The organism is Synergistaceae bacterium, from assembly GCA_031272035.1.
GTDB lineage: Bacteria > Synergistota > Synergistia > Synergistales > Aminobacteriaceae > JAISSA01.
The window spans coordinates 22,386-48,182 of record JAISUO010000095.1 but is presented as its reverse complement, the minus strand read 5'-3'; the positions used below and the strand labels follow the sequence as shown (position 1 = coordinate 48,182).

General features: G+C 56.0%; 25 protein-coding genes. 1 reads left to right on the top strand and 24 read right to left on the bottom strand.

The window, feature by feature from the left end; genetic code table 11:
• Nucleotides 1–244 precede the first annotated feature (244 nt).
• Together LBR61_11260 and LBR61_11255 are read right to left on the bottom strand one after the other, a co-directional pair.
• Complete coding sequence (locus LBR61_11260) at nt 245–1,159, bottom strand: dihydroorotate dehydrogenase (GenBank protein ID MDR1732659.1); 915 nt, start codon at nt 1,157–1,159, stop codon at nt 245–247.
• A 109-nt stretch (nt 1,160–1,268) separates the two neighbouring features.
• Complete coding sequence (locus tag LBR61_11255; GenBank protein MDR1732658.1) at nt 1,269–1,988, bottom strand: dihydroorotate dehydrogenase electron transfer subunit; 720 nt, start codon at nt 1,986–1,988, stop codon at nt 1,269–1,271.
• A 181-nt stretch (nt 1,989–2,169) separates the two neighbouring features.
• On the opposite strand from LBR61_11255, the gene greA reads away from it, so the two are divergent.
• Entirely contained in the window at nt 2,170–2,676 is a 507-nt protein-coding gene (gene greA, locus LBR61_11250) for a transcription elongation factor GreA (protein MDR1732657.1), read from the top strand.
• A gap of 18 nt (nt 2,677–2,694) precedes the next feature.
• On the opposite strand, the gene LBR61_11245 is transcribed toward greA, so the two are convergent.
• From LBR61_11245 to LBR61_11140, 22 genes are all read right to left on the bottom strand, one after another.
• Nucleotides 2,695–3,408, bottom strand: a complete 714-nt coding sequence (locus LBR61_11245; protein MDR1732656.1) for a hypothetical protein — start codon at nt 3,406–3,408, stop codon at nt 2,695–2,697.
• 46 nt (nt 3,409–3,454) lie between these two features.
• Nucleotides 3,455–5,164, bottom strand: coding sequence for a hypothetical protein (locus LBR61_11240; protein MDR1732655.1), 1,710 nt, complete (start codon nt 5,162–5,164; stop codon nt 3,455–3,457).
• Nucleotides 5,143–5,634 (bottom strand): hypothetical protein, encoded by a 492-nt coding sequence (locus LBR61_11235; GenBank protein ID MDR1732654.1) that lies wholly within the window; start codon nt 5,632–5,634, stop codon nt 5,143–5,145. Before LBR61_11235 ends, LBR61_11240 begins: the two co-directional genes overlap by 22 nt.
• A 102-nt stretch (nt 5,635–5,736) precedes the next feature.
• Nucleotides 5,737–6,972, bottom strand: coding sequence for a hypothetical protein (locus tag LBR61_11230; GenBank protein ID MDR1732653.1), 1,236 nt, complete (start codon nt 6,970–6,972; stop codon nt 5,737–5,739).
• 2 nt (nt 6,973–6,974) lie between these two features.
• Nucleotides 6,975–8,105, bottom strand: a complete 1,131-nt coding sequence (locus tag LBR61_11225) for a hypothetical protein (GenBank protein ID MDR1732652.1) — start codon at nt 8,103–8,105, stop codon at nt 6,975–6,977.
• Nucleotides 8,106–8,208: 103 nt separating this feature from the next.
• Complete coding sequence (locus tag LBR61_11220; GenBank protein MDR1732651.1) at nt 8,209–9,813, bottom strand: CTP synthase; 1,605 nt, start codon at nt 9,811–9,813, stop codon at nt 8,209–8,211.
• 254 nt (nt 9,814–10,067) lie between these two features.
• On the bottom strand, nt 10,068–11,729 hold the full coding sequence (locus LBR61_11215) for a LysM peptidoglycan-binding domain-containing M23 family metallopeptidase (protein MDR1732650.1): 1,662 nt from the start codon (nt 11,727–11,729) through the stop codon (nt 10,068–10,070).
• 307 nt (nt 11,730–12,036) lie between these two features.
• Nucleotides 12,037–13,725: a transcription termination factor Rho gene (gene rho, locus LBR61_11210; GenBank protein ID MDR1732649.1), complete on the bottom strand. Its 1,689-nt coding sequence runs from the start codon at nt 13,723–13,725 to the stop codon at nt 12,037–12,039.
• A gap of 566 nt (nt 13,726–14,291) precedes the next feature.
• Nucleotides 14,292–15,131, bottom strand: a complete 840-nt coding sequence (locus LBR61_11205; GenBank protein ID MDR1732648.1) for a DUF4392 domain-containing protein — start codon at nt 15,129–15,131, stop codon at nt 14,292–14,294.
• Nucleotides 15,132–15,232: 101 nt separating this feature from the next.
• Complete coding sequence (gene pfkA, locus LBR61_11200; protein ID MDR1732647.1) at nt 15,233–16,189, bottom strand: 6-phosphofructokinase; 957 nt, start codon at nt 16,187–16,189, stop codon at nt 15,233–15,235.
• A gap of 64 nt (nt 16,190–16,253) precedes the next feature.
• Nucleotides 16,254–17,087 (bottom strand): hypothetical protein, encoded by an 834-nt coding sequence (locus LBR61_11195; protein MDR1732646.1) that lies wholly within the window; start codon nt 17,085–17,087, stop codon nt 16,254–16,256.
• Between the two features lie 56 nt (nt 17,088–17,143).
• Nucleotides 17,144–18,307 carry a flagellar biosynthesis protein FlhB gene (gene flhB, locus LBR61_11190; protein ID MDR1732645.1) on the bottom strand — a complete coding sequence of 388 codons (1,164 nt, stop codon included), beginning with the start codon at nt 18,305–18,307 and terminating at the stop codon, nt 17,144–17,146.
• A complete protein-coding gene (locus LBR61_11185; GenBank protein ID MDR1732644.1) occupies nt 18,265–19,053 on the bottom strand; it encodes a flagellar biosynthetic protein FliR in 789 nt (262 codons plus the stop codon). Before LBR61_11185 ends, flhB begins: the two co-directional genes overlap by 43 nt.
• A gap of 27 nt (nt 19,054–19,080) precedes the next feature.
• A complete protein-coding gene (gene fliQ / locus LBR61_11180; GenBank protein MDR1732643.1) occupies nt 19,081–19,356 on the bottom strand; it encodes a flagellar biosynthesis protein FliQ in 276 nt (91 codons plus the stop codon).
• A 29-nt stretch (nt 19,357–19,385) separates the two neighbouring features.
• The gene (gene fliP / locus LBR61_11175) at nt 19,386–20,393 is read right to left on the bottom strand and encodes a flagellar type III secretion system pore protein FliP (protein ID MDR1732642.1); all 1,008 of its coding nucleotides are present in this window, start codon (nt 20,391–20,393) and stop codon (nt 19,386–19,388) included.
• Nucleotides 20,394–20,673: 280 nt separating this feature from the next.
• Nucleotides 20,674–21,036, bottom strand: coding sequence for a response regulator (locus tag LBR61_11170; GenBank protein MDR1732641.1), 363 nt, complete (start codon nt 21,034–21,036; stop codon nt 20,674–20,676).
• A gap of 261 nt (nt 21,037–21,297) precedes the next feature.
• A complete protein-coding gene (gene fliY / locus LBR61_11165; GenBank protein MDR1732640.1) occupies nt 21,298–22,434 on the bottom strand; it encodes a flagellar motor switch phosphatase FliY in 1,137 nt (378 codons plus the stop codon).
• Complete coding sequence (fliM, locus tag LBR61_11160; protein MDR1732639.1) at nt 22,435–23,475, bottom strand: flagellar motor switch protein FliM; 1,041 nt, start codon at nt 23,473–23,475, stop codon at nt 22,435–22,437.
• A 33-nt stretch (nt 23,476–23,508) separates the two neighbouring features.
• Nucleotides 23,509–23,958, bottom strand: coding sequence for a flagellar basal body-associated FliL family protein (locus LBR61_11155; protein ID MDR1732638.1), 450 nt, complete (start codon nt 23,956–23,958; stop codon nt 23,509–23,511).
• Between the two features lie 21 nt (nt 23,959–23,979).
• Nucleotides 23,980–24,714 carry a flagellar motor protein MotB gene (locus LBR61_11150; GenBank protein ID MDR1732637.1) on the bottom strand — a complete coding sequence of 245 codons (735 nt, stop codon included), beginning with the start codon at nt 24,712–24,714 and terminating at the stop codon, nt 23,980–23,982.
• Nucleotides 24,715–24,726: 12 nt separating this feature from the next.
• Nucleotides 24,727–25,509 (bottom strand): motility protein A, encoded by a 783-nt coding sequence (locus LBR61_11145; GenBank protein ID MDR1732636.1) that lies wholly within the window; start codon nt 25,507–25,509, stop codon nt 24,727–24,729.
• 30 nt (nt 25,510–25,539) lie between these two features.
• Nucleotides 25,540–25,773, bottom strand: coding sequence for a flagellar FlbD family protein (locus LBR61_11140; GenBank protein ID MDR1732635.1), 234 nt, complete (start codon nt 25,771–25,773; stop codon nt 25,540–25,542).
• Between the last annotated feature and the right edge of the window lie 24 nt (nt 25,774–25,797).

The window sequence follows — 25,797 nt, the reverse complement described above, 5'->3', positions numbered from 1 at the left end:
CGACCTTCGGCTTCTTTCCGCGGCTCTTCAGCCTTTCGACCTCCGAACGGACTTCCGCCTCACTGCTCTTTTACCTCTTTTGGCTCGCCTGTAATTTTGTCAAGTTGCTTTTGCCTATATAGGCTCACCCTATAAACACCGATTATCACCGTGTTTTTCGGGCTTCGTCGTTGCCGTTCTCGCTGACAACGTTCGGTATAATACCACGTACAGCAAAAGTGTCAATACCTTTTTTGAACTTTTTTTATATCGATCCGCGAATTTCTTCGAGGCTCTCGATGCGCTCCTCTTTCATGAAGGCCGCCGTCCCTTCGATGACATCCAGCGCCACATCCGGCTTTATGAAGGTCGCCGTGCCGATCTGAACGGCTGTGGCCCCCGCCATGATGAACTCCACCGCGTCCTGCCAGGTCGAGATCCCTCCGATGCCCATAACCGGAATCGAAACCCCACGGGCCACCTGATGGACCATCCGCAGGGAGATCGGCTTTATCGCCGGGCCGGAAAGACCCGCGTAGGTGTTCTCGAAGACCGGACGGCGCCGGTAAATGTCCACGGCCATGGCAAGGAAGGTGTTCGTCAGGGACAGGCCGTCGGCGCCCTCTTCCTCACAGGCGCGGGCCAGCTCGACAATATCCTCCGCGTTCGGCGACAATTTTACGCTCAGCCGGTGACGGCAGACCCCCCGGACCCTGCGGACCACCTCCCGGGCCACCTCCGTCTTCACCCCGAAGTTCATTCCTCCCTGTTTCACGTTGGGGCAGGAAATATTGAGCTCCAGAATGTCAAAATCCAGGTCGTTCAGGAGCGATACCCCTTCCAGGTAGTCGTCCAGGCAGTGTCCCCCCAGGTTGACGATTCTGGCGGTATTGAGGCTTCCGAACCAGTCCAGTTCTTTCTCGATGAAGCCCTTTACCCCGGGATTTTCCAGCCCGATGCTGTTCATGATCCCGCTGGGGGTCTCCCAGATCCGAACTCCACTGTTGCCGTCCCGGGCCTTCAGCGTCAGCCCCTTGGAGGCCAGCCCTCCCAGTTTTTCCACGTCAAAGCGCTCGGCCAGCTCTCTGCCGAAACCACAGGTCCCGGAGGCCAGAACCACCGGGTTCTTCATTTTTATGCCCGCAAAGTCCACGGAAAGATCCACCGCTCCGCCTCTCATGGCGCAAACCTCTTCCTCATACCGGCACCCTCACCCCGTAAAAGATCTCTTCATAATATAAGTACAAATATTGCATCAAATAAAAACTTCTCTCACATAAAGACTTCTCTCATATAAAAACTTCTTCGGCGGGAAAAACGGGGCCGTCCACGCAAACTTTTTTCCTGCCCCGGCTCGTGTCGCAGCCGCAGGCCAGGCAGACGCCGAAACCACAGGCCATCCTTCTTTCCATGGAGACGTAGAGTTTCGTTCCGGCCTTTTCACATTTTCCGTAAAGGGCCCGCATCATCGCCTCCGGACCGCAGGTCAGCACCCAGTCGTAGTCCTCCGGGGAGATTCGGTCGGTGATGAACCCGCCCACATCGGTCACCACCCGGTCTCCCACCTTTTCGAACTCGCCGCAGAGCACCGCTTCGTCGCTGAAACCGAGATACAGGTCGAGTCGAGTGGAGGCGTCCATTTTTTTAAGCGTTTTAGCCGTCAGGTAAAGGGGCGCGATGCCGACCCCTCCCCCCACCAGCGCCACTCTGCCCGTCACGACGGGAAAAGTGTTGCCGAGAGCCCTGCCCGTGGCGACAGAATCCCCCGCCCTCAGCCCGGAGAAAAGTTTCGTCCCCTGCCCCACCACCTTATACAGGAACGTCAGGGTTTCGGGGTCCGCATCGTACACGCTCAAGGGCCGGGAAAGCAGAGGATACATCCCCCAGGAGCGCAGCATGTAAAACTGCCCCATCTTTGCCTCGTTGGGTTCCGCAACCCGCATGAGAAAAAAATCCCTCGAAAGCTGCAGGTTCGACAGCACCCGGGACATTCTTGCCGTATCCGTCACGCAAACACCTCCTGCAAAAAATCGCTGCCGCGTTTTGTCTGTAATCTTAGCATCGAAAAAGGTAATTTGACGTGATTCGATTCCTATTGCCCAGCCTGGCGATACCTGTTAAAATACCACGCGATTTTGAAAATACGGAGCATGAAATATATGAAGTTTGAAATATATGGAGGACGGATGAATGGCAACTTCTAAAACAGTCGACAATGAAGCGACAATGACGCGAAGCGGCTACGAGCGCCTGACCGCGGAACTGGTGGAGCTGAGGACGGAACGCCGGGCGGAAATTGCGCGACAGCTGGAAGAGGCGCGATCCTTTGGAGACCTGAGCGAGAACGCGGAATACGCCACGGCCAAGGAAGAACAGAACAAGCTCGAAACCCGGATTCTTCAGCTCGAAATGCAGCTCAGCAAGGCGCGAATACTGGACGAAGACACACTGGACACGGAAAAAGTCTCCATCGGACTCACCGTCACACTCAAGGAAATGACCAGCCCTTCCAAAGTTTACACCTATACCATCGTAGGCTCCGAAGAAGCCGACCCCAAAAACCACAGCATCTCCCAAAAAAGCCCCGTGGGGCAGGCCATTTTGGGTAAGAGCGTGGGCGAGGAAGTTTTCGTCAAAATCCCGAAAGGCGTACGCCACCTGAAAATCACGAAGATCGCCCTGCTGGACAAAAAATGACCGACGCCCGCCCCCTCGTCAATACCCCTGAAAGATCCGGATAACCTCCTCTACAGACTCGGCGTCGAGAATTTTTTTCTGCCTTTCCCCTTCGTCCAGAATCATTTTGCGGCCATTCTCGACCACCTCCGCCAGTCGGTCGGAGGGAAACTTCACCGCCCCGTTCTCGTCCATGTGGATGACGTCTCCCGGCGCCACGTCCATGCCGCAAATATTCACCGGCACGTTGACCCCGTATATCGCAAAATCTCCGTGCCCCGGCGTGACCCCCGTGAGCATGTACTGAATGCCGAAGGGGCGTACCTCGTCCAGGTCCCGGGAAGGGCCGTCCGAAAGTACCCCCACCGTCCCCAGAGACTTGAAGGAGGACATCATCATCCCTCCCGCCAGCCCGTTGATATTTTTGATCTCGTCGGGAAAATCCTGTTTGATTGCCAGGATGACGGGCTTGGGAGAGGCATCGATGGCCCGAAAAATGTCGGCGATCGTCAGTTTTCCGTTGAAATCCGGGTCGCTTGGACCGTAGACGCAGGTGACGGCATAGCCCGCCCGCCGGCCAAGCTCCGGAAACATGCACTTCAGACTCTGATTCGTATACCATTTGCCCTTCCAAGGGTGGTATAGCTTCAGGCAGTTCGGATTTTTCGGATAGGTGGCGATGACGTTGGTGATGGTCGGGGTGTCAAAATCCAGAAGCCGTTCGATCAGTTCGGGCGTTTCATACTTAACCATCTTAAATGCCCCCTCAATAATAAAAGAATAAAAATCTGCACAAAACTCACTTTTCCGGAAGATCGTCCGGAGAAAGAAAGGGATCTTCCTCCTCGTACTGCCCAAAAGACGCGGGAGTCCGGGGAAACGCCAGAAGGGACACGCTGAGGCTGACCCGATCCTCTCCCCCCGACGTGCGATCGTTCAGGTAACGCAGCTCCCATTTCATGCAGTCGTTGATCCACTGCAAAGCGTAGTTGACCTCGTCGATCATGGATTCGTTCAGGTCGTAGCTTCCCCGTACCTGCAAAAAGAACTCCCGGCCGACGGGAAACCGTATTTTTTGATGGACCCGTTCCGCCTCTTTGAAGCTGTCCCAGAGCATTGGAGAATACCCGTCGACATAACGCCGCTGATAACCGGTCCCCAGCTCAAAAATGCCCAGCCGGTACCGCAGCCCTCCAAACACGTCCAGAACCCGCTGCTCGTCGTCGCTTTCTCTGTAAAACCAGGCGCTGCCCGTAAGATTCCAGAAAAAATCCAGGTTCCGGCCCGCCGGCGTTTCAAACCAGTGCTGCAGCTGCGCGCCGCTTCGGGTGGTCCATCCGCCGGAAAAATCGAGAGTTTTTTCCCGGTATTGTCCCCAGAAGGCGTTGAGGCGGAGCCAGGAGCCCTGAACGGCCGGGTCCCTGATCCAGGGCGAGGCAATTTCGATTTCCGGTCTGCGATCCAAGCGCCCCTGATACTCATAAAGGGATGTTTTTCGATCCTCCACGAACTCGTTGCGCCTCCAGGAGACGGAGGCCCGCCAGTCCTTCCAGCCGTAAAACAGGCTCGCCCACGGACGCCACTCTTTTTCCCTCCAGGCCTTGTCCCAGGAGTATTCCACCCCTGTCCGGACGCCCCATCCTCCGCCCAGCTCCTGCTCGATTTCCGCCATTCCCTCCAGGTCCACCCGGCTCCACCAGGACAGCCCCAGATCCAGAGCTCCCGTGCTCCAGCCGAAGGTTCCGCTGAGGCCGAAGCCCGTCCCCTTGCTGCCGCTGCTTTGAATGTAAGGCGTCACCGACTGCCGCAGAGCCCTGCGGTCGATTTCCACGATGTAATCCGCTGGCCAGGTGAGCAGATAGGTTTCCCCCAGGTAAAGGCGCGGGCGTTTCGCCACCACCAGACGGCCGGGAATGAAGGTGATGCTTTTTGTCTCGATGCGGTAGTGGGGATGATCCAGAGCGCAGGTCGTGGCTGTGACCTTCGTCCACCGGGCAATGAGATCGGGAGCGTCCTTCAGGGAGTTTCCCCTGACGAGCCCCCGCTCCCGGGCCATATCCCAGGGGATCACGTCCAGTCCTCCTCCGAAAACGTAAAGCGTCCCGCTGCCCAGAGGGACGGCGCTTTTCGCCCCCTGCAGGAGCCCCTCGCCGGTATCGAGGTCGTACTCCAGAGAATCGCCCATGAGAGTCCGTCCGCCGTTGCGCAGCACCACCGATCCCCCCGGAGGGGAAGATGCCCTCACTTTTTGAGTGGAGGCGTCATAATCGATGCGTTCGGCCTGGATGGTGGTCTCTCCCCAGGTCAGATGCGCGTCGCCCTCGGCCGTCGTCGTGCCCGATTCGTCGTCGTAGCGAACCCTTCCCGCCTCCAGGCGGAGACTTTCCGGCTGCTCCGCCAGGGAAAAAGCGGCGGCGGGAACCGGAGAAAAAAACGAAGCCGCAAAAATTCCGCGGAACAAAACCGCCAGGAGAAAGCACCGAACTGTCATTTTCCATTTTGTGTCCACCGGATCGTGCCTCCCCTGTCCAGCAATACGATGCCGCTGCTGTCGATACTCGCTGTATCGGCTTTCAGTATAAATTCCGCATCGTAGATCGTAAACCCCCCGGAAAAGAGAAACTCGTTGGTTCCTTCCGACCAGGAGAGAAAGGGACTCTCCAGGTTCCACACCCGCGTTCCTCCCTCCAGCGTCCCCAGAAGGGAGTACAGTTCCGCCTTCCGGGAGGCCTCGCGAAAAACGCCCCGCCCGCTTTTGAAGTACCATTCTCTGCCGTCCGGCATCTGACGCAGAATGTCGATGGAAGACGCGCTGACCACCCCGTCGCTTCGTCGGGCGAAAGGAACCCGCACCCGCCAAAGGTCTCCGGAGATTTCCCGTTCAAACTCCAGGTTCTCCAGCACGATCTCCGGCAGCCCCGTCTCCAGCCCCAAAAGGGCCACGTCCAGGTGAAAATCGCGCCAGGCGTATTGAATCATCAGCCCTGCCCCCAAAAGGAACAGCAGCAGATAAAAATGAGTTTTTTTTACCTTCATATTTTTATGTTTTACTTATATTTTTTGCGTTCAGGCCGCTCCGCCTTACCATACGATCTTCCAGGCCGACCCCTCCCGCAGAACTCCCAGCGTCCGCACGGCCAGCGTTCGAATCACGAGCAGGCGCTTAACCGCCGTGATTTTCGCGCGGTCGGGCCCCGTCCAGTTTATGCTGTAGCCATCCCTCAGCGCCGCGCGAAAATCCGCGCCCTTCCGCATCTCCTCTCCGAAGGCCTCCGGAGAATAGCTCTCCCTTGAAGAAGAGGACAGCATCGCGTACATTCCGTCGGAGTCGCCCTTCATCCAGAGATCCAGGAAGGAGCGAATCGTTTTTTCTCTGGAGACGTAGACGTTATCCTTATTTTCATCTTCCCGGGGAGCTCCCGTTTCGTCGGCGCTGCTCAGGCCTTTTTCCTCCCCGCGCACGGACGCGATAAAATCGGCCATGCTCTGGGGTTCCGGCTCGGAGATGACAATTTCAGGAACGTTTGGACGGGTCACCAGAGGCGGCGCCGGCTGAGGCCGTTCGATGACTTTGGGGGCGTCGGGGAGACCGGCCTTCCGGACCGAATTTTTCTCGGGCGGCGCCTTTTTTACTCCAGACTCTTTGGAACCGCCGTTTGCCCTGTTTCCGTCCTTCGCCCGCGGAAGCTCCACTACCACGACTTCGGGCTCCGCCTCACCGGCCGCGGGAGAGCCGTAAGGCTGGGAAGGATGGCTTCCAAAGGCGAAAAGGCGCTCGTCGTAGACCCCCATTCCCTGCACCGCAAGGGCATATTCCTCACCTTTCTGCTTCGGGAAAAAAACCAGCCCCTGAGCGATGCCGGACACGGGCTGATCCAAAAAACGGTCATAACGCACAGGTTTGAAGCGTTTCCCCTCGGAGGTCACCAGAGCCACCTTTTCGGAAAAGGGGGCAAAGCTGAGGGGGCGGGGACCAAAAGCGTAAACGGTGAACAGGAACGCCTCCGCCTTCCCCATGGAAATATCGGACATAAAACTCTCCCTGTAGGCCCGCCGCTCGGCCTCCGACATGCCGGCCCGGCCCGCCTCGGCGTCCACCCAGGGGTCCACCAGATCCTCCGGGTAATGGACGATCCACACCAGGCAGTCGCGCCCCCAGTGGAACGAGGTTTCCCGCTCCAGAATCCGTACGGTGTCCTCCAGGGGGCCGGCAAAAGCCACGGAGAAGCTCCACAGAGAAAAAAGCAGGAGCGGAAACGCGCTTAAACAGAGTAACGAAAATTTTCGCGCCGGCGTCCTGTTTTTCACTCGAACCACGCTCAGTTGATCTTCTGCTCGGGAGGCAGTTCGATGGTCTCCCTGCCGCCTGTCCCCGTGCCGTGAGTGGTGGTTGTTGTGGTAATGGTGGTGGTTGTGGTGGTGGTCGGCACGACGCCCTCTTTGATGGTGGCGTTCGGGTCGATGTGGAGACTTTCCGGAACCGGCCAGCCGGAAATTCGGACGTCGCCGGAGGTCTCTACGAAGGTAACGGATCCCTCCGGAATTTTGACGGCGTTACCTCGAACGAGAGCTCCTCCGATGAGCCCCACGGGCCCCAACAGAACCGCTCCGCCAATGCTGGCTCCGGCCGCGCCGATGATGCCGCTCTCTCCCTTGTCCTTACCCTTCTGAGCCTCTTCAGTGGCTTTTTTGGAGGCGTCTCCCACGGTCACAGGCGGTTGCTGCGGCCCCAGCGGAACCAGGGAGCGAAATTCCAGAAGAACCTGACCGGGAACCCCAAAAGCCCGAGGCTGTTTCACCTCCCGAACCCGGGTGTCGATGAAGCTGCCCCTGGGAGCGACCAGTATTTTATCCACAAAAAGATCGTCCGCCAGCACAAGTTTCACCGAATCTCCTTTTTTGGAGGTGGCCGGCCCGAGCTCCTCAAGGAATTTTGCCTTCAGCACCGTGGCTGTGGGCAGGATAGCCTCCTGAAAAGTTACAGGATCGGCCACCAGGGTGGCAAGAATCCGCTCAACACGCATGGCTACAGGTTTTCCATACTGCATTTCGCCGTCCAGCTCTTTTTCCAGACTCTCCACCCGCTTCAGAGCGGATCCATCGGGCTGTATGGCCTGCCGGACGATCCACTCGGCCACGCCCAGCTTGAAAAGCATGGAGGGCTGATCCGCCGTCCCGACCTCAAGAAAATTGAGAATCGCCGTATGCCGTTCGGAGATGCTCCCCGGCAGGCTTCGTCCAAAAAGCTCCTTCTCCAGCGTGTTCAGACGGTCGATGAGTCCTCCCTTGCCCGCTTCTCCGTAGACCACCATCTCCACGCGTTCCATCATCTGCATGGAAGAAGATTTGCCCTCGTTTTCGGCGGCATTGGCAACTCCGCCGCAAAGCAGGAATACCAGCACAAAGAGTGAACTCAACACCTGCTTCTTTATAATCCTTACTTTTTCCAAACTTCATCCCTCCGTTCTCATGAAAACTCTCCTGAAAACCCTCCAGAAACCCCATCGCGGATACGAGGCAAAAACACGCGCAAAGGTCGCCCTGCGTATTTTATCAGTTTGAGTCGCGATTTTTTATGGAAGCTCCGACAAAAGCGGCAAATAACGGATGAGGCCGGATGGGGCGGGACTTCAGTTCACCGTGAAACTGCCCACCCAAAAACCAGGGATGTCCCGGCAGCTCCACGATTTCCACCAGGTTCCGCTCCGTACAGATTCCGGAAATCCGCAGCCCGGCGTCTTCCAGGCGTTCTCTGTAGGTGTTGTTGAACTCGTAGCGGTGGCGATGGCGCTCGCTGATGCGCTTCGCGCCATAGGCCAGGGCGGCCGCGGACCCTTCGACCAGGTCGCAGTCGTAAGCTCCGAGGCGCATGGTTCCTCCCATCTTCTCAAGGCCGATCTGCTCCGGCATTCTGTGGATAACGGGATGGACCGTGGCGGGGTCCATTTCCTCGCTGTGGGCCCCCGCCAGGCGGCAGACGTTGCGGGCGTACTCCACCACCATCATCTGCATTCCCAGGCAAATGCCGAAAAGGGGAATTTTGTTTTCCCGGGCGTAGCGAACCGTGGCGATTTTTCCCTCGATGCCCCGGGAGCCGAACCCTCCGGGGATCAAAATGCCGTCCACGCCCTCCAGCATGGCGTCCACGCCCTGTTTCTCCACGTCCGAGGACTCCACGGAGCGAACCTTCACCTTCACGTTGTGATGAATCCCCGCGTGGTGAAGGGCCTCCACGACGCTGAGGTAAGCGTCCTTGTGCTGGATATATTTTCCCACCAGCGCAATTTCCACGGACTCAGGGGCGTTCATGAAGCGGTCCACCACGAGACGCCAGTCCTCCAGGTCCGGGCCGCTTTCACAGGGGATGGAGAGGTACTGAAGAACGAGGGTATCCAGGTTCTGCCGGTGGAGGCTGATGGGGACGTTGTAAATCGTGGGCTCGTCCCTGACCTCGATCACCGCCTCCGGAGGGACGGTGCAGAAGAGCGCGATCTTGTTCTTCATGTCCGTGTCCATGGGATGGCTGGTCCGGCACACCAGAATATGGGGCAGTATGCCGATGCGGCGAAGTTCCTGAACGCTGTGCTGGGTGGGTTTGGTCTTCAGTTCCCGGGCGGCCTCCAGCCAGGGGACCAGCGTGACATGGCAGTAAATGGCGTTTCCCCGTCCCACCCGGTCGGACATTTGGCGGATCGCCTCCAGAAAGGGAAGGCTTTCGATGTCCCCCACGGTGCCGCCGATTTCCACAATGACCACGTCGCGGCCCTCTCCCGCTCGAATCAGGCGTTCCTGAATATCGTTGGTGATATGGGGAATGACCTGAACGGTGCCCCCCAGATAGGCTCCCCGACGCTCTCTGTCGATGACGCTGGAATAGATTTTCCCCGTCGTAATGCTGTTTTCATCCCCCAGAGACTCGTCGATGAACCGCTCGTAGTGCCCCAGATCCAGGTCCGTCTCCGCGCCGTCGTCGGTGACGAAGACCTCTCCGTGCTGAAAGGGATTCATCGTCCCCGCGTCCACGTTGAGATAGGGGTCCACCTTGATGATGGATACGCGAAAGCCTCGTTTCTTCAGCAGCGTGCCTATTGACGCCGCCGTTATCCCCTTGCCCAATGAAGAAACCACACCACCCGTTATAAAAACGTATTTCGCCATCTTCTTCACTGATCCTCCCATAAACTAAACATAAAAAACTGAAACATAAAAACCGATTAAATCATACTCGTACACAAAACAAAAACCGGACCAGAAAAAAAAAATTCCAGTCCGGTGCTATTCTTGAAAAATCACATTCTGCGTTTTGAAATATTCTATTTAAGATATTCTAACCGTTCAGGGCTCACTTCGTCAAGAAGCCAATTTCCCCGATTGTCAATCTCCCAAAAATCTTCCCAAATTTCTGCGGGATTTTACCTCAGATACTTGAGCGGATTTTCGGCCCTGTTGCCCAGGCGCACTTCAAAGTGGAGGTGAGGTCCGGTCGTCCGGCCCGTGGTACCCACTCTGGCGATATTCTGCCCAACGGAGACCTTCTCCCCCTTCTGCACCAGAAGGGAATTGCAATGGGCGTACAGAGTGGACTGACCGTTGGCGTGCTCCACAACAACGACCTTACCGTAGCCTCCCATCCATCCGGAGTAAGCCACCCTGCCGTCCCGGGCGCATCGAATCACCGTATCCCGGTTGGCCTTGATGTCCAGCCCCGTGTGGAAGTCCTTCCGCTTCGTGATGGGATGACGGCGCCATCCGAAGGGGCTGTTGATCTTTCCCATAACCGGCCACCGGTAGAGACGGGCTCCCTTATTTTGAACCGTCGCGGCCGGGGAAGCGGTTTTCTTTCCGGGCGTATCGGCTTTCTTCGCCTCGACAATGGCCTCCGGCCGGGCTCCCGGCAGGAAAATTTCGTCCCCTGCCTTCAGAGAAACCACGTCCACCGTCGGATTTACCTTTTTGATCTTGCTGAGGGACACCTGGTATTTTCTGACGAGGCTGTCCATTGTGTCCCCTTTTTTCAGTTTGTAAAAAATACCATCCTGATTGGGGATTCTCAGCACCATGCCCGGCTTCAGAACGGTGGATTCCCTGAACGTGTTGCTCCCGATGAGCGTATCCAGTTCCAGATCATGAGAGTTGGCGATGGACCAGAGGTTGTCCCCCGCCGTCACCACGTAGGCGGCCACCTTCAGGGGAACCACCTGTTCCCGAAGCGCCGCCACCCGGGACTGCCGAATGCGCACCTCTTCCAGCGTATCTTCAATGTATCCGGCATCGTCCGGAATGAGAAGAATCTGCTGGGCCGTAAGGCGGTTGGCGTCTTTCAGACCATTGGCTCTGAGAATATCCTGCGTCGTGACCCCGCCGTACAAAAGCGCAATGTCCGACAGCGTTTCTCCGGTTTTGACCACGTGCTCCTTCCAGTGAGGCCCCACCTGCGCCAGAATGATATCTTCGTCCGGAAGATCCATGGAAGGAAGATCTCCCAGAGAATCGTCCGGAAGGCGTAAACCATCTTCAGTGGTATTCAGAACGATGGACTCAAAATCCGAAAGATCCCGGGGCAGAGGCCCGAAATCTCCCACTGGTTCGCTGAACGGCGAAGGAAGCGGGATGGACGTCATTTTTGTTGCGGCGGAAGGCAATTTCAAATCCGATTCGATCTTCTCCGCTGCGGGCAGATTGGCCCCCGCGTTCACCTCCGAGGGAAGCGAACGTCGAAAGAACTCCGGGGTCCCTGTTTCCCCCTCGCCCGGAAGAAATTCCCCGTCGTCGGCAGGGCGCTGAAACGCAAACGCCGCGCCTCTCATCGACGCCACCATCGCGAACGGATTCGTATCCTGCTCCACCGTGTCGCTCAGGTCAACGGCCATAAAACCGTCCGCTGAAATATCATCGCTGCCGTCGATTGGCAAAATTCCCCAGGCGGCTTCGGAAAAACGGCTTCCCGCCGATACCATCAGGAAAACCGACAATCCAAACATCAAAACTATCAACAAGCAAAATCCCCATCGAAACTCTTTGACGCTCATTCTCTTCTCGTCGACGGAGACTCGCTTCCGTCCGGATGTTTTCAAACACATCCCTCCCGGTTATGCAGGCTGGACTATCACACACATTCCCTCAACAGGCATCTTTTTTCTGGAAATTAAAGATAGTCAAATTAAAACTACACACAAATTAAAAATTACATACAACAGTTGTTGCCCCAAAAAACTCACACAAAAATAATATCTGCTTTTCAGAGGGCAAACTCCCGTTTTCCTGATTATACCATAGTCGGAAGTTCTATGCCTTCATATTTCCCTGATTTTGTCACGTCCCGATTAAAAGCGGACTTTTGTCCCAATTCAGATGTTTATTCCGCTTCAGGACGTCCCTTCTTCAGGGCAGCTTAATGGAAAGTAAAAATTCCTTATTGTTCTGAGTCTGCCGCAGTTTATCGAGAATGAGATTCAGAGCTCCGGCCTCGTCGACGCCCACGATGCGCTTGCGCAGCACCCAGAGGCGGGCGAGTTCGTCCTCCGGCATCAGGAGCTCCTCTCTTCGGGTTCCCGACCGGGTGATGTCTATGGCGGGGAAAATTCTCTGCTCCGCCAGTTTGCGGGACAGGTGCAGCTCCATGTTGCCGGTCCCCTTGAACTCCTCGTAGATGACGTCGTCCATGCGGCTGCCCGTATCCGTCAGCGCCGTGCCCACGATGGTCAGACTGCCGCCCTCTTCGAAGTTGCGGGCCGCGCCGAAAAACCGCTTGGGGAAATACAGTCCGGAGGGGTCCAGACCGCCTGACAGGGTCCGTCCCGAAGGAGGAACCGTCAGGTTCGAGGCCCGCGCCAGGCGCGTAATGGAGTCCAGCAGAATGACCACGTCCCGTTTTGCCTCGGCCAGACGTTTGGCTTTCTCCAGGGCCAGGTTCGCCACACGGATGTGTTCGTCCGCGGGACGGTCGAAGGTGGAGGCGATGACCTCTCCGTCCACCGATCGCGCGATGTCCGTGACTTCTTCGGGGCGCTCGTCAATCAGGAGAGCCATCAGGATCACGTCGGGGCAGTTTACGGAGATGGCGTTGGCGATTCGCTTCAGAAGGGTCGTTTTTCCCGCTTTCGGAGGCGAGACGATCAGAGCCCTCTGCCCCATTCCAATGGGAGCGAACATATCCACCAGCCGGGTGGCCAGGTCCTTGGGCCCCGTTTCCAGGTTCATGCGGATATTGGGGAAAATGGGCGTAAGCTGCCCGAACTGGGCCCGACGCCGGGAATGCTCCGGATCCGAGAAATTCACCGTCTCCACTCGAAGAAGAGCCTCGTAATGTTCCTGTTCCCGCGGAGGACGAATGAGCCCCCAGATCACGTCTCCGTTGCGCAGCCCGAAGCGTCGGATCTGGGAAACGGACAGATAAACGTCATTGTCCGTGGGCAGCATTCCCTTGGGTCGAAGGAAACCGAACCCCTCGGGCAGAATTTCAAGGGTGCCTCCGCCGAACTTGTAGTTCATGCTTTCGGCCTGGGCCTTCAGAACGGAAATAATGAGATCGTCCTTGCGGAGTGTCGTCGCTCCCGGCACAGAGAGTTCTTTTCCGATTTTTCGCAGGTCCACCAGAGTCTGAGCGGCGAGGTATCCATACGAATGCTTGGGTTTGGGAGGAGAATAGACCTCCACCGCGGGAGCAGGAGGTTCCGGAACGGCTGCAGGGGCCGGCAGATTCGAAGAAGGGGATTCCGTCGCGACGGGCTGGGAAGCAGGGGGCTCCGGCGTTTCCTGAGAGGCGGGGGGAGCCGTTTCCTGCGCCTTCGAAGGCTCCGGCGCCGAGGGCTCCGCGAGCAGAGGCAGAAGAGGCGTCTCTCCCCCCGTCAGCCGAGGTCGTCGTCCCCGGGGTTTCGGCGTCGCTTTGGGGCTTTCCTCCGGAGGAGCTTCCGCCGTCGCAGGCTCCTGAGGGACATCCGGGGAGGGAGTTTTGGCCGTCACTCGTCTCCTCGCAGGGGTCTCCGCAGTCGTCTCCCGAACGGTCCGGGTTCGTTTCCGGGTCAGAACCGTCTGTTCCGCGACCTCCTTCTTTTCTTTAGATGCAACCATAACGATATGCCGCCCTGTACGAAAAAATATAAGCCATATTCCATTTCACCTCATGATTATAAATACACGTTTCTCCGCGCATGGGAGAGGCGGAGCGACGCTTCAGGATCGCAAAAGCGGCCCTAATAAATTTCAAATCTGAACTCGGAGAGACGTTCCTCGTTGCTGATGATACTTATGGAATAAGAACCTCTGGGCAAAGGCTGACCATTTTCCCGCACCAGTCCATAAATTTTCGAACCCGACGGGACCGAAAGAGCATAAGTATCCGACTGAACACGTTTCTCTCCCAGAAACCAGTGTATCCTGATAGTACTGTTCTTCGCGGCTTTTCCGTAATCAAAACGCAGACACACCTGCCTCGTTCCGTAGGGAAACCGCGAAACAGCGCCTGTCAGATGGAGCCTGTTATCCACTTCAGTACTGACTACAACATTACGAATCTCCAGAGATTCTCCCGGCCGAGTACTATTCTGTCGGATAACCCAGAAGGAAAGGAACGCTAAAGCTGCGGCAAAAAGCATAACTATCAATAAAAATGGCCGTCGCTTTTTTGACATTATACCTTACAGACTCCCAAAATACCAGTTTTTTATGGCCAATGAAACCTCATTCAATTCAGGAAGAGAAATGCCATCCACCGAAGGATTCGCAAGCCCCAAAATACCGTCGACGGCCCCCGCTTTCAGAAGCGCCTGCAACATTTTGTCCTCTTCGTTTTCGTCGAGCCCCAGCCAGCGATGGTAAAAAACGGACAGAAGCGCCGCCAGCGCGTAGCCTCCCCAGTTCGAGACATCTACGGGCAGGCAGACGTTTGAGGGAACTTTTGAGATACAGATCGAGAAGTCGGGGAGAAGGGCCTTCAGCGGATCATAAAGCGCTCCCATACCGGCTTCGTTGCCTCCGTCGCCAATGGAAAGGACCGGAATACCCCGCTCTGACGCGGATTCTGCCAGATCATCCAGGGGAGCCACCACATCGCTGATGTCCACTCCCTTCATATTATAATAGCATCCGTCGACGGCTCTCCCCGGGCGCTCGATGAAAACCAGGAGGTCCATGGGAGCGGATACCGCCGCGGCATCGTCGGCGCAAATCACGGCAGGCCCTCCTACGCTTCGGGAACAGGCCTCCAGATACACGCGACACCGGCTGTCGGTCAGCAAAAGAACATCCCTGCCCGCCGAGGCCAAAGCCCGACCCAAAATAACGGCGCCGGGCGGCCCGTCCGTTTCGGAGGCCTGCATTCGACGGATATAAAACCCCGTGACGATCACGACCCGGGAAGATTTTATCAGCAGCTCCAGCGCCCGTTCCCAAAAGACGGGCCGACAAAGAGACGAGGCCCCCCGAGCCTGCGTGTTGGGCGCTACAATCGCCTGCAGCGCAGCAATATCAATGTCCACCGAAAGATCTACCCCCTGGTTATCGCCCTCCGGATTATAACGGATTGCGTAATCGTGTACTGAAAAAAGACGCGTGACACCGGGAACAAGGTTCAACGGCTCTAGTTCAGTTTCTCCATCAGACCCAAAAGTTCGGGGCTCAGGCTTTTGCGCTCACTCCAGGTCCGTTCCAGGTCGGTCAGAACCATTCTGTGGTTCATGTTCCCCACCATCACGCCGGACTTTCCCACAAACAGGGATTCCGCCGCGTAAGCGCCCATCCGCGAGGCCAGAATGACGTCGAAGGAGGTGGGACTGCCTCCCCGCTGGATATAGCCCAGCACCGTGACGCGAGCGTCATAGCCTCCCGTATCCTGGAGTTTGTCCCTCATATCGTTGCCGTGCATCACGCCCTCCGCAAGGATAATGAGAGTATGGCTCTTCCGCACCTCGTGAGAAATGCGCAATCTCTGGCAGAGGTTGCCGATGCTCAGGGGCAGTTCGGGAACCACCACGTACTCCGCGCCGGAGGCCACCGCGATTTCCAGAGCGAGGAACCCCGCGTTGCGCCCCATGACCTCCACGATGAATAGGCGGTCGTGACTGGACGCCGTGTCCCGCAGGCGCATGATCGCCTCCAGCGCCGTATTTACGGCCGTGTCGAAACCGATGGTCTCATCCGTGCCGGCCACGTCGTTGTCGATGGTTCCGGGGATGCCAATGACAGGAAATCCCTTGTCGTGCAGCCGTTTGGCTCCATGGAAGGAGCCGTCGCCTCCGATCACAACCAAACCCTCTATTCCTGCTTCCCGCATTTTGGCGATGGCGGCATCCTGTCCCTGTTCGGTCATGAACCGCTCGCTGCGGGCCGTTTTCAAAATCGTGCCTCCCCTGTGAAGAATGCCCCCCACCGAGGCCCGGTTCAGGGGAATATAATCCCCGTCAATAAGCCCTTCAAAGCCCCTCATGACGCCTATACATTCTTTTTCGTTAAAAAGACACGTCCGAACCACCGCCCTTATGGCCGCGTTCATTCCGGGCGCGTCCCCCCCGCTGGTGAGTACCGCAATGCGTTCCATATTAAAAATGCCCCCTTAATATTGAGAAAAACCTTCCGCAGTCAGCAGTCAGTCAATTTATTCATTAATCGTTCTGTGTTTGCAGCGTATCGATGCGGTTGTCCACCTCGCGCAGTTCCTTATCGATGGCGTCCAGCTGCTCCTGCAGTTTTGCCCTGTCCGTGCGAAGCTTTTCGGTGCGTTTAATCAGCCGGTCCATCTCCAGTCTCGATGCGGCCAGCCCCTTGTTGAGCGAGGAGGGGTCGTCGCCCCGGATGTCCCAGACGAACCGGACGTCTCCTGCTCGGGTGGTGGCCTGACTGATGGAGCCGTTGATGGTAAGCCGCAGATCCTTCACGCCGTCCAGCAGATTTTTGCCCGTTTTTCCGTCGAAACGGGGAAACCAGATCATGCCGTCCCGCTGCCCCTGGAGTTTGAAATTGAAACGTTTGTCGTAATCTACGGGCGTCAGAGTTCTTTTGCCCGCGTAAAGTTTGAGCTGTCGGTCAAAGGGCTGAAGGTACACGGCGGTCCCCAAAACGTCAAAATCGACGTGGAACGCGATTTTCTCCTCCAGGTCCAGAGTTTTGAGGAGGTTATATCTGTACCGCTCTTCCTCGTCCCGGGTCCAGAGGTTTTTTTCGGCCTCGGAGCGAATCAGGGCCTCAATGTACTCCGCCGCGTAGTAGGTGACTTTGATCCGCACCACCTGCCCGCCGCTGGAATCGGTGAACTCCAGACTTCTCGTCCAGTCCTTCAGAACCTTGTCCTCCCTGGCCGCAGCCGCGGAAGAACAGGTCAAAAACACCAGAGCCAGAGCCAGCAGAAATTTCCACCGGGCCAGCCTGCGCCCCTCTTTATTTTTCCCCGCAGGGAGCTCCGGCATCCCAGGCATCAAATTTTTCATTTTTTTTAACATAATGGTGTAATACTCCTTTCATGACATCCCTTTACATTACAAAAATCTTCCTGCGATTATACAACAACAGAAGGTTTTTTCTTCAGCCGGTAAACCATGGCCAGGATTTCCGCAACACCGCGATACAGGTTTTCCGGAACTTCTTCCCCGATCTCGACTCCCTCGTAAAGCGCCCAGGCGAGGGGTTTGTCTTCGACGATGGGAATGCCGTATTCCTCAGCAATTTCACGAATTCTTCGGGCGACGAAGCCCTTGCCCTTGGCCGTGAGCTGGGGGGCGACCATCAGTTCCCGATTGTACACCAGAGCGATTGCCAGAGTTGTGGGGTTGGTGATGACCACGTCCGCCTTCGGAACGGAGGACATCATTCTTTTTTTCGCCAGTTCCCGCTGTTTCTGGCGAATCTTGTTCTTGATCTGGGGATCCCCCTCCATCTGCTTATACTCTTCCTTGATCTCCTGCCGGCTCATTCGAATGGATTTTTCAAAATCCCATTTCTGGTAGAAGTAGTCGATGGCTCCCATGACCAACAGCATGAGGGCCAGTCGCATGGACAGGTTCCAGAGCAGATCCCAGAGCTGAAGCGCCCCGTTTTCCGGTGGGATCTGCATCGCCCGGATCGCGTCGGGCAGCTTGTCCTTCAGCGCGATGTAAATGATGAGGGCAAAAATCGACGCCTTCAGCAGGCCCTTGAGAAGCTCCACCACAGACCTCAGGGAGATGATCTTTTTCATGCCGGTGACGGGGTTCAGACGTCCGAGATTGAAACTGAAGGGCTCAAAGGTGATGCTCCAGCCCACCTGCCGGATTATGACGGCGATGACGGCAACGACGATAAGAAGGCCCACGAACACCCAGGAGCTGACGTAAACCCGCACCGCCGTATCCGCCGTCCAGCTGAACCAGCCATCCCGCAGCAGCGTTTCCTCCCCCAGAAAGGAGAGGGTTTCCCGCAGGTAGCCCACCAGTCCCAGAATAATGGAAGAGCCCATGGCCAAAAGCCCCAGCAGCCCCGCCAGAATCTCCACAGCCGCCGTCAGGTCCACGCTTTTGCAGACCTTCCCCTCGGACCGCACCTTCTGACGTTTTTTCGGGGTGGCGGGTTCCGTTCGCTCCTGCGCAAAAAACTGCAGGTCGAAAAAGAAGGCCCGAATCCCCATTTCTTCGCCGACGGGCGTCATCGCCAGATCAGAGCGGTTTTGAGCGCGAAGTCGATCCACCGCTCCAGCTGTTCGTGAACCAGGTCCACCGTTAGAGGCAGAGCCAGCATCAGCACGAAAAGTCCCAGCCCGACCTTGAGGGGCAGTCCGAGAATGAACACGTTCATCTGAGGCACGGTTCGCGCGAGAAAACCCAGCCCCACGTCCGCCAGCAGCAGGGCGCAGTAATAGGGAATCACCATTTTCATCGCCAGGCGGAAAACGCCCTGCACCCAAACGCCAAAAGCGATCTCACTGGCCGGAATCAGGGAAAGTTTCGCCAGGGGGATGTAACGCAGGCTTTCCACCACCGATTGAACCATCAGCAGATGTCCGTTCCAGCGAAAGTAGAACCAGAGCCCCACCATAAACTGAATTTGCGACACCAGAGACGTCTGGCTCTGGGTCATGGGGTCTATGGCGTTGGCCATGGACAGGCCCATCGCCATTCCGATCTGTTCTCCCGCCGTCTGGAGGGCAAACAGGGGCAGGCCGGCCAAAAGACCGATGAGGGTTCCGATCAAAAATTCCCTCAGGGCCAAAATGGAAATCGAGATCCAGTTTTCGAAAAGGATCATCGGAATAAGGCTCTCCCGGACCGTGCCGGCGGCGATAACGGTCAGGAGGACGGCTCCCAAAAAACGCAGCGGCAGAGGCGCCCCCGCCGCAACAAAAAGCGACGACGTGAACATCATTCCCACAAAACGCAGGTGAATCAAAAAATACACCATCAGCAACTGAACGGGAATTTCGAGCCTGTCCATCATTTATTCCCCTTATTCATTCAATGCCCTTCATCTTATGAATCGTTCAAGCTGTCCCAAAATATCCCGGGTCATCTGCAAAATTTTTCCGGACATCCAGGGACCGGCGAGGACGAGAAACAAAAATACCGCCAGAATTTTGGGAACAAAAATGAGGGTCTGCTCCTGGATGGACGTGGCGGTCTGTAAAATGCCGATAATCAGTCCCACTCCCATAGCCACCAGCAAAACGGGCAAAACGACGTAAAGCATCGTCCACACCGCGCCGCTCAAAACATCATACATACTGACAGGAATTATTTCCATGGCGATTTTTCACCCTTCGTCCCGAAGTATCAGGGCACGTTCGTAAAACTTTTAAGAAGGCTCACGACTACGAGATTCCAGCCATCGGCCATGACGAACAGCAGTATTTTAAACGGCAGGGAGATCGACATGGGAGGCAGCATCATCATGCCCATGGCCAACAGGACGCTGGAAACCACCATATCCACCACGATAAAAGGAATGTAGATCACCACGCCCATCTGAAAAGCGGTTTTGAGCTCGCTCAGCATAAAAGCGGGAACCAGAACTCTCGTGGGGACCACATCCTCAGAAGCGGGACGTTCCATCCCGGACATGGAAACCATCAGGGACAGCTCCTCCTGGCGGGTGTAGCGAAGCATGAACTCCCGCATCGGGGTCACCGTCTCCGTCCAGGCCTGGGATGAATTGATATTGCCCGCCATATAGGGAGCGAGACCCTGCTCGTAAACCCGATTCCAGGTGGGGTACATGGTAAAAAGCGTGAGAAAAAGAGCGAGTCCCACCACGACCTGCTGAGGCGGCGTCTGCTGAAGGCCGATGGAACGCTGAACGAAGCCCAGAACGATGACAATACGCGTAAAGCTCGTCAACATCAGCAAAATTGCCGGCGCCAGGCTCAAAACAGTCATCAGCGCCAAAATTTGCAGGGATAAAGCCACGTCGCGCGGAGATTCCGCAGGCGTAAGGCTCAACTGCAGCATCGGAACAGGTATCCGTGGAGCCTCCTCCGCGACGGCAGCCTCGACGGGAAAGGAGAACGTCAGGCAGGAAAAGAGGGTCAGCGAGGCCGCAAGGATAAGGATCGTAAAAATTCGATTTTTCTGTTTCTTCCAGTCTAAAACCAAAGACGGAACCGAAAACCTGAAGACGAGACAGTCCCAAATACCCCTGTCAACGCCTCCGGAGTTTTCAAAAAACCTCCCCGCACGCGGTCCGGCGTTCATTCCGGAATCGATCCCGGATTCACTCCGAGACCGGCCCGCGCTCATTCTTTGGGAGCTCCGTCTTTCCGTCATACTGTTTCCATTCTTCATATTTCCACCTGCTTATCAGACGGGTCCCCCCGGAACCGGAAGTCAGGGCAAAGACCTCCGGGCCACAGCGCAAAACGAAAAAAACATCCTTACCCAACGGCAAGGATGCCATAATTTCAACATACGTCTGATTTTGTTTCGCCCAACCTTTTTTTCTGGCCCATGCAACAAAAACCAGTGCCGCCAGGGACATCAGACCAAGAGCCAAAACAACACGTATTACGTAAGAAGCGAGACTGACCTCCTTCGTAGTCACACAACTCCTCTGAGGACAAATAAATCAGCCAAGAACTTTGGAAATAGCCTCCACAACACGCTCCGGCTGGAAAGGTTTGACGATAAAGTCATTGGCCCCCGCCTGAATCGCCTCAATAACCATGGGCTGCTGGCCCATAGCGGAAACCATGACAATCTTTGCCCCGGGGTCAAGCGCCTTTATTGCCTTCACCGCATCAATCCCGTTCATTTCCGGCATGGTAATATCCATCGTCACGATGTCCGGCTTGAACTTCTGGTAAGCCGCAACGCCAAGCTTTCCGTTCTCAGCTTCGCCAACGACTTCAAAATCATTTTTTTGAAGGATATCCTTCAACATCATACGCATAAAGGCTGCGTCATCCACTATAAGAACCTTTTTGCCCATGCTGCACCCCTCGTTCAGTAAAAGATTCTCTGACCTCAAAACGAGCTTCCCGCACCTCAAAAGCTATCGAAAATCCCCGGCCAGTCACCACTCGTATAACCTGTTTTGGATTTCAGGTAATTCTCTTGAAGATTATACCACGAAGCTCCGAAGTTATTCGAGGGGATAATTACGTTATTTAAAGAGATAAAACATGCCTCACGCTGTCGAAAATATTTCAGCGGATCCTGATGAATTTCCGACCGTAAAACCCTCAGCCGACTACATCGCGTAGGTTTTGGAAGCCGCGTTCAAAACCTCGGTGATACGTACTCCAAAGTTCTCGTCGATGACCACGACCTCTCCTCTGGCGATGAGCTTTCCATTAACCAGTACATCTACAGGTTCTCCCGCCATTTTGTCCAGTTCAATTACAGACCCCGTGGTCATGTTCAAAATTTCGGATATGTTTTTCCTTGTTTTCCCCAATTCCACCGTCACTCGCACCGGGATGTCAGCGATCAGATCAATCCTGCTGGCGGAAGCTCCCGCCGGTCCCCTGGCAGCGAGAGGCGTGAACTCCGCGGGATGCACGTCCACCATGGGCCCCGGCTGCTGTGCGCCTCGCACGGGTGGCATGGACATCGACGGTGCAGAGGCCGGCGCGGCGAATCCTCCTCCAGCCGGAGCGCCGGACGGCGCAGGGGCCGGAGCGGGGGCGGGGGCCGCAACGGATGGGGCGGGAGCACTGGAGGCGTTCATGACCTGATGGATCGCCTGGGCCAGATTTTTCGCCGACTCCGCCGGCATGACAGTCCACACGGAAAAAGGTTCCAGTCCGTCGATTTCCACCTTCACGGAAGAAACCCATATCTTTCCCTCCGCTCCGGCGTCGGTGAAAGGCAGCCAGTCTTCTTTCTGCAGCGCGGAAGCGGTGTTTTCCGGCATCAGACGTCGTCCGCCCAGAAGCCCGCTACTGAGACTGGTAAAGGAAGACCCCAGAACCTGACTTAATCCCTCCTGAGCCGCGTTCAAATACAGTTCACTGGGGGACTCCGGAAGCTCTTTGCCTTCCCCGCCCATCATCAGGTCCGCCAAAGTCAGCGCCCCGCGAACGTCTACCACAAACGCCAGAGGCATGTCGTCGAAACCGCCGAAAGTCGCCCGGAACAAAAACGGCGCCTCAGCAAACTGTCCCTTGAACTCCGCCTGGGTCATGACTTTTGTTTCTTCGACCTTCGCGTTGACGTCTTTTCCCGCCAGCATTCCAAAAACACTGCTTTCCGAGTTGGAAAAGACGGACCCGACTTCGTCCAAAACCTGAGAATCCTCCATGGACAGGTCGGAAGAGGACGAAGGCGTGAACGAACCTCCCGAAAGAAGCGCGTTTATCTCATCCTGACTGAGCAGTTCATCCATCTAATTTTTTCCTCCCTCGGTTCCGGCCGCTGATTCCGCCGTACTCATATCTGCTTCCGGATCCACGTCGACTTTACCCGTAATTTCGGCGGCAAGACGCCCTTCGACGGTTCCCGGTTTTGCCTTGAAACGAACGTAATTTCCCACTCTGACATCGACATCTTCATTCGTCATCTCATCCAGGCGAATGACGTCTCCGGCTTCGAGAGAATAGACGTCGGCCAGGCTGAGGATGGTATGTCCCAGTTCCAACGCCAGCGGAACTCTCACTTTCTCCAGAGATTTCATGAGATTTTCTCTCACGCTCTCGTCACTCTTGCGACTCGTAGAAACAAACCACTGCTGTGACGAAAGTTTATCGATAATGGGCTCCATGAGGAAGTAAGGGATGCAAAGGCTGATCATACCCTCCACTTCGGCCACCTTCAGCTTGACGATGACCAGAAGAACCATATCCCGCGGGGGACAAATCTGCACAAAGAACGGATTACTCTCCATGCTTTCAAACCGAAAACGCACGTCCACCACGGTACTCCAGCTTTCTTCGAGGAGTTCCAGCATCCGCATCAGGACGCGCTCCGTCACCGTTTTCTCTATATCCGTAAGCTCTCTGGCCTTGCCGGAAAACTCTCCTTTTCCTCCCAGAAGTCTGTCGATAATCGCGAAAACGAGGTTGGGATTGATTTCTATAAGGGCGTTCCCATTGAAGGGGTACATCTCCAGCGTACCGATAACCGTCGGCTGAACCAGGGAGTTGACGAACTCCTCATAAGCGAGCTGATCTACAGACGCCACCTCCGCCGAAATCATGGAACGCACCAGCGTCGACATGACGGTGGTCAGCTGACGGGCAAAAGCCTCGTGGATCATCTGTATGGCTCGAAGCTGGTCCTTACTGAACTTGTCCGGACGCTTGAAGTCATAAACCTTAATTTTGTACTCGCTGGAGTCCCGGGTCATGGAGTCGAGATCCACGGACCCGCTCGTCAGCGCGCTCAACAGGGAATCAATTTCACTCTGGGACAACACATCGGGAGTCAAGAACTCTCACCTGCCTTAAAATAACACTGACTGTCACTGCAAAACAAACGTTTCAAACAAAACACGTCTCACGGGAACTTCGCCTTTGATTTCCGGCAGCTGCGCGTTCAGGGATCTCTTGATCTCCTCGGCGAAATGCAGAGCCCCCTCGGCGCTCGTGAGGTCCTCGTAAATTTTATCCTTCACGATCAGAAGGATTTCGTTCTTTATCCTGAGAAGCCAGCCCGGAGAATTGAGCAGTTCCGCAGCTTTGTCGTTCAGGGCCTCCAGAGACACGGTAAAACTGATGACGTGTCGGCCCGAACCCGCAAGATTACTCGTGAACTCTCCCACGGACACCACCGGCCCCGGAGCGTCTATTTTTTTGTTCTCGGCCTCTGCGGCCGCGTTGGAGGCCATGGAACGACCCAGCATCATTCCGCCGCCAAAACCGACGCCAAACATCACCAGTCCCACAATGATAAAAATAATGATCCTTTTCATGGTCTTCCGGTCAACCCCTTATTAATGTTTCGGATACTGCGACAGAAACACAAGCTCTACCCGGCGATTCAAAGCCCTGTGGTCGGGAGAGTCGTTGGGCACCACCGGATGATTGGAAGCGTAACCCACCGCCTGAAGTTTCTGAGAAGGAAAACCACTGGAGGCCAGAAAGGAGGCTACAACCGCCGCTCTGGAGGAAGACAGCCCCCAGTTGTCTCTGTAAATCCCCCCATTGAGAGGGGTTGAATCCGTGTACCCTTCCACCGAAAGAGCGGGGACCTCGTTTCTCACCAGGGTCGCCATTTTACTGAGCAAACGCTGCCCTTCCGGTTTCAGAACGGCGCTTCCGCTGTCGAAAAGGAACTGCTCCGAGAGAGAGACGGCCACGCCCCGCTGGTTAACGGTGACCTGGATGGCCTTGTCCAGACCCTGGGTCCGCAGGAAACTGGCCACCGTCTGAGCCACATGCTGGGTGTCCATTTCGTAGCGCTCCGCGGAACCGGCGTCCTTCCCATCTTCCCGCCTGGAATCATTGGGCGTTTCCATGGTGGACTCCTCCGTAGTGACCCCGCCCTTCAGAACTCCGAGAGAGCCTCTCAGAGAAATCAGCGCCTTCTGAAACTTTTGCGAGTCTATGGACGACATGGCAAACAACAGCACGAAGAAACACAAAACCAGTGTCATCATGTCTCCATAGGTCGCCATAAAGAGAGGTGCGCCCGGCGGAGCTTCCGGAGCTTTTTTCTGTCGTGCCATGTTCGTTCCCTTCTACTCTTTCTCTTTCTGCTCGGCCTCCAGCCTGGTGCGCAGTCTCGGCGGCAGGAAGACCTTCAGTTTTTCTTCGACTATACGAGGGTTTTCTCCCGCCTGAATCGCGAGAATCCCCTCCACCATCAGCTCCATGGAAACGATTTCCTTGGCGGAGCGGGCCGCCAGTTTCTTGGAGGTGGGGATGGCAAACATGTTTGCGATCATGGAACCGTACATGGTGGTGATAAGGGCCACCGCCATGCCCGGCCCAAGGGCGCTCACGTCCGACAGGTTCCCCAGCATGGCGATGAGACCGATCAGAGTTCCAATCATTCCGTAGGCCGGAGCCAACTCCGCCATAGCGTCGAAAATTGCCTTGTTGGCCGAGTGCCGATCCTCCAAAATACCGATTTCCGTGTCCAGAATCGCTTTCACCAGCTCAGGGTCCGTTCCATCCACTACGAGCTGAATGGACTTGCGCAAAAACTCGTCGTCCAGATCCGCAACATCGCTTTCAAGTGCCAGCAATCCCTCCCGCCGCGCCTTTTCAGCAAAGCTGACGATCGTTTGCACCATCGCAAGAAGGTTGGGCTCGTTGGATACGAAGGCGCTTTTGAAAGCACCCGCTGCCGATTTCAGGACATCGGAAGAATGCGCCATGGTGACAGCTCCCGCAGTTCCTCCTACGGTGATCAGGATGGAAGGGAAGTCGATATAGGCCCCGAGGTTTCCTCCTGAAGCCATAGCTCCAATGACGAGTATCCAAGCCATAAGGCAACCAATGACAGTGGTTAAATCCAAGTTACGCGTCCCCCCTGCATGACGAGTTTTCTAACGTTGCTGCGGACCGTCCGACTCCAGCGGCATACCCGAAGGAATACAGGTATAACCGGCTTTTTTACGAAAATCGATCATGTCATTCCGAATATCGTCGAAACTTTCCCTGACAACGTAACGATGGCCATTGATGAGGCGCACTACCGTATCCGGCGTCACCTCCACAGTCTCAATCATATCAGAATTCAGGAGAAAAAGCTCTCCGTTCAAACGATGGAGTTCGATCATCCATTCGGCCTCTTTATCCGTAAG

Excerpts from the sequence above, each read along its gene's own strand:
- LBR61_11195 (MDR1732646.1), bottom strand. The coding sequence starts at position 17,087 with ATGTTAAAAAAAATGAAAAATTTGATGCCTGGGATGCCGGAGCTCCCT.
- greA (MDR1732657.1), top strand. The coding sequence starts at position 2,170 with ATGGCAACTTCTAAAACAGTCGACAATGAAGCGACAATGACGCGAAGC.
- LBR61_11170 (MDR1732641.1), bottom strand. The coding sequence starts at position 21,036 with ATGGGCAAAAAGGTTCTTATAGTGGATGACGCAGCCTTTATGCGTATG.
- LBR61_11150 (MDR1732637.1), bottom strand. The coding sequence starts at position 24,714 with ATGGCACGACAGAAAAAAGCTCCGGAAGCTCCGCCGGGCGCACCTCTC.
- LBR61_11260 (MDR1732659.1), bottom strand. The coding sequence starts at position 1,159 with ATGAGAGGCGGAGCGGTGGATCTTTCCGTGGACTTTGCGGGCATAAAA.
- LBR61_11155 (MDR1732638.1), bottom strand. The coding sequence starts at position 23,958 with ATGAAAAGGATCATTATTTTTATCATTGTGGGACTGGTGATGTTTGGC.
- fliP (MDR1732642.1), bottom strand. The coding sequence starts at position 20,393 with ATGAAGAATGGAAACAGTATGACGGAAAGACGGAGCTCCCAAAGAATG.
- LBR61_11140 (MDR1732635.1), bottom strand. The coding sequence starts at position 25,773 with ATGATCGAACTCCATCGTTTGAACGGAGAGCTTTTTCTCCTGAATTCT.
- rho (MDR1732649.1), bottom strand. The coding sequence starts at position 13,725 with ATGGTTGCATCTAAAGAAAAGAAGGAGGTCGCGGAACAGACGGTTCTG.
- LBR61_11220 (MDR1732651.1), bottom strand. The coding sequence starts at position 9,813 with ATGGCGAAATACGTTTTTATAACGGGTGGTGTGGTTTCTTCATTGGGC.
- LBR61_11185 (MDR1732644.1), bottom strand. The coding sequence starts at position 19,053 with ATGATGGACAGGCTCGAAATTCCCGTTCAGTTGCTGATGGTGTATTTT.
- pfkA (MDR1732647.1), bottom strand. The coding sequence starts at position 16,189 with ATGGAACGCATTGCGGTACTCACCAGCGGGGGGGACGCGCCCGGAATG.
- LBR61_11235 (MDR1732654.1), bottom strand. The coding sequence starts at position 5,634 with ATGATTCAATACGCCTGGCGCGATTTTCACCTGGACGTGGCCCTTTTG.
- LBR61_11245 (MDR1732656.1), bottom strand. The coding sequence starts at position 3,408 with ATGGTTAAGTATGAAACGCCCGAACTGATCGAACGGCTTCTGGATTTT.
- fliY (MDR1732640.1), bottom strand. The coding sequence starts at position 22,434 with ATGGATGAACTGCTCAGTCAGGATGAGATAAACGCGCTTCTTTCGGGA.
- fliQ (MDR1732643.1), bottom strand. The coding sequence starts at position 19,356 with ATGGAAATAATTCCTGTCAGTATGTATGATGTTTTGAGCGGCGCGGTG.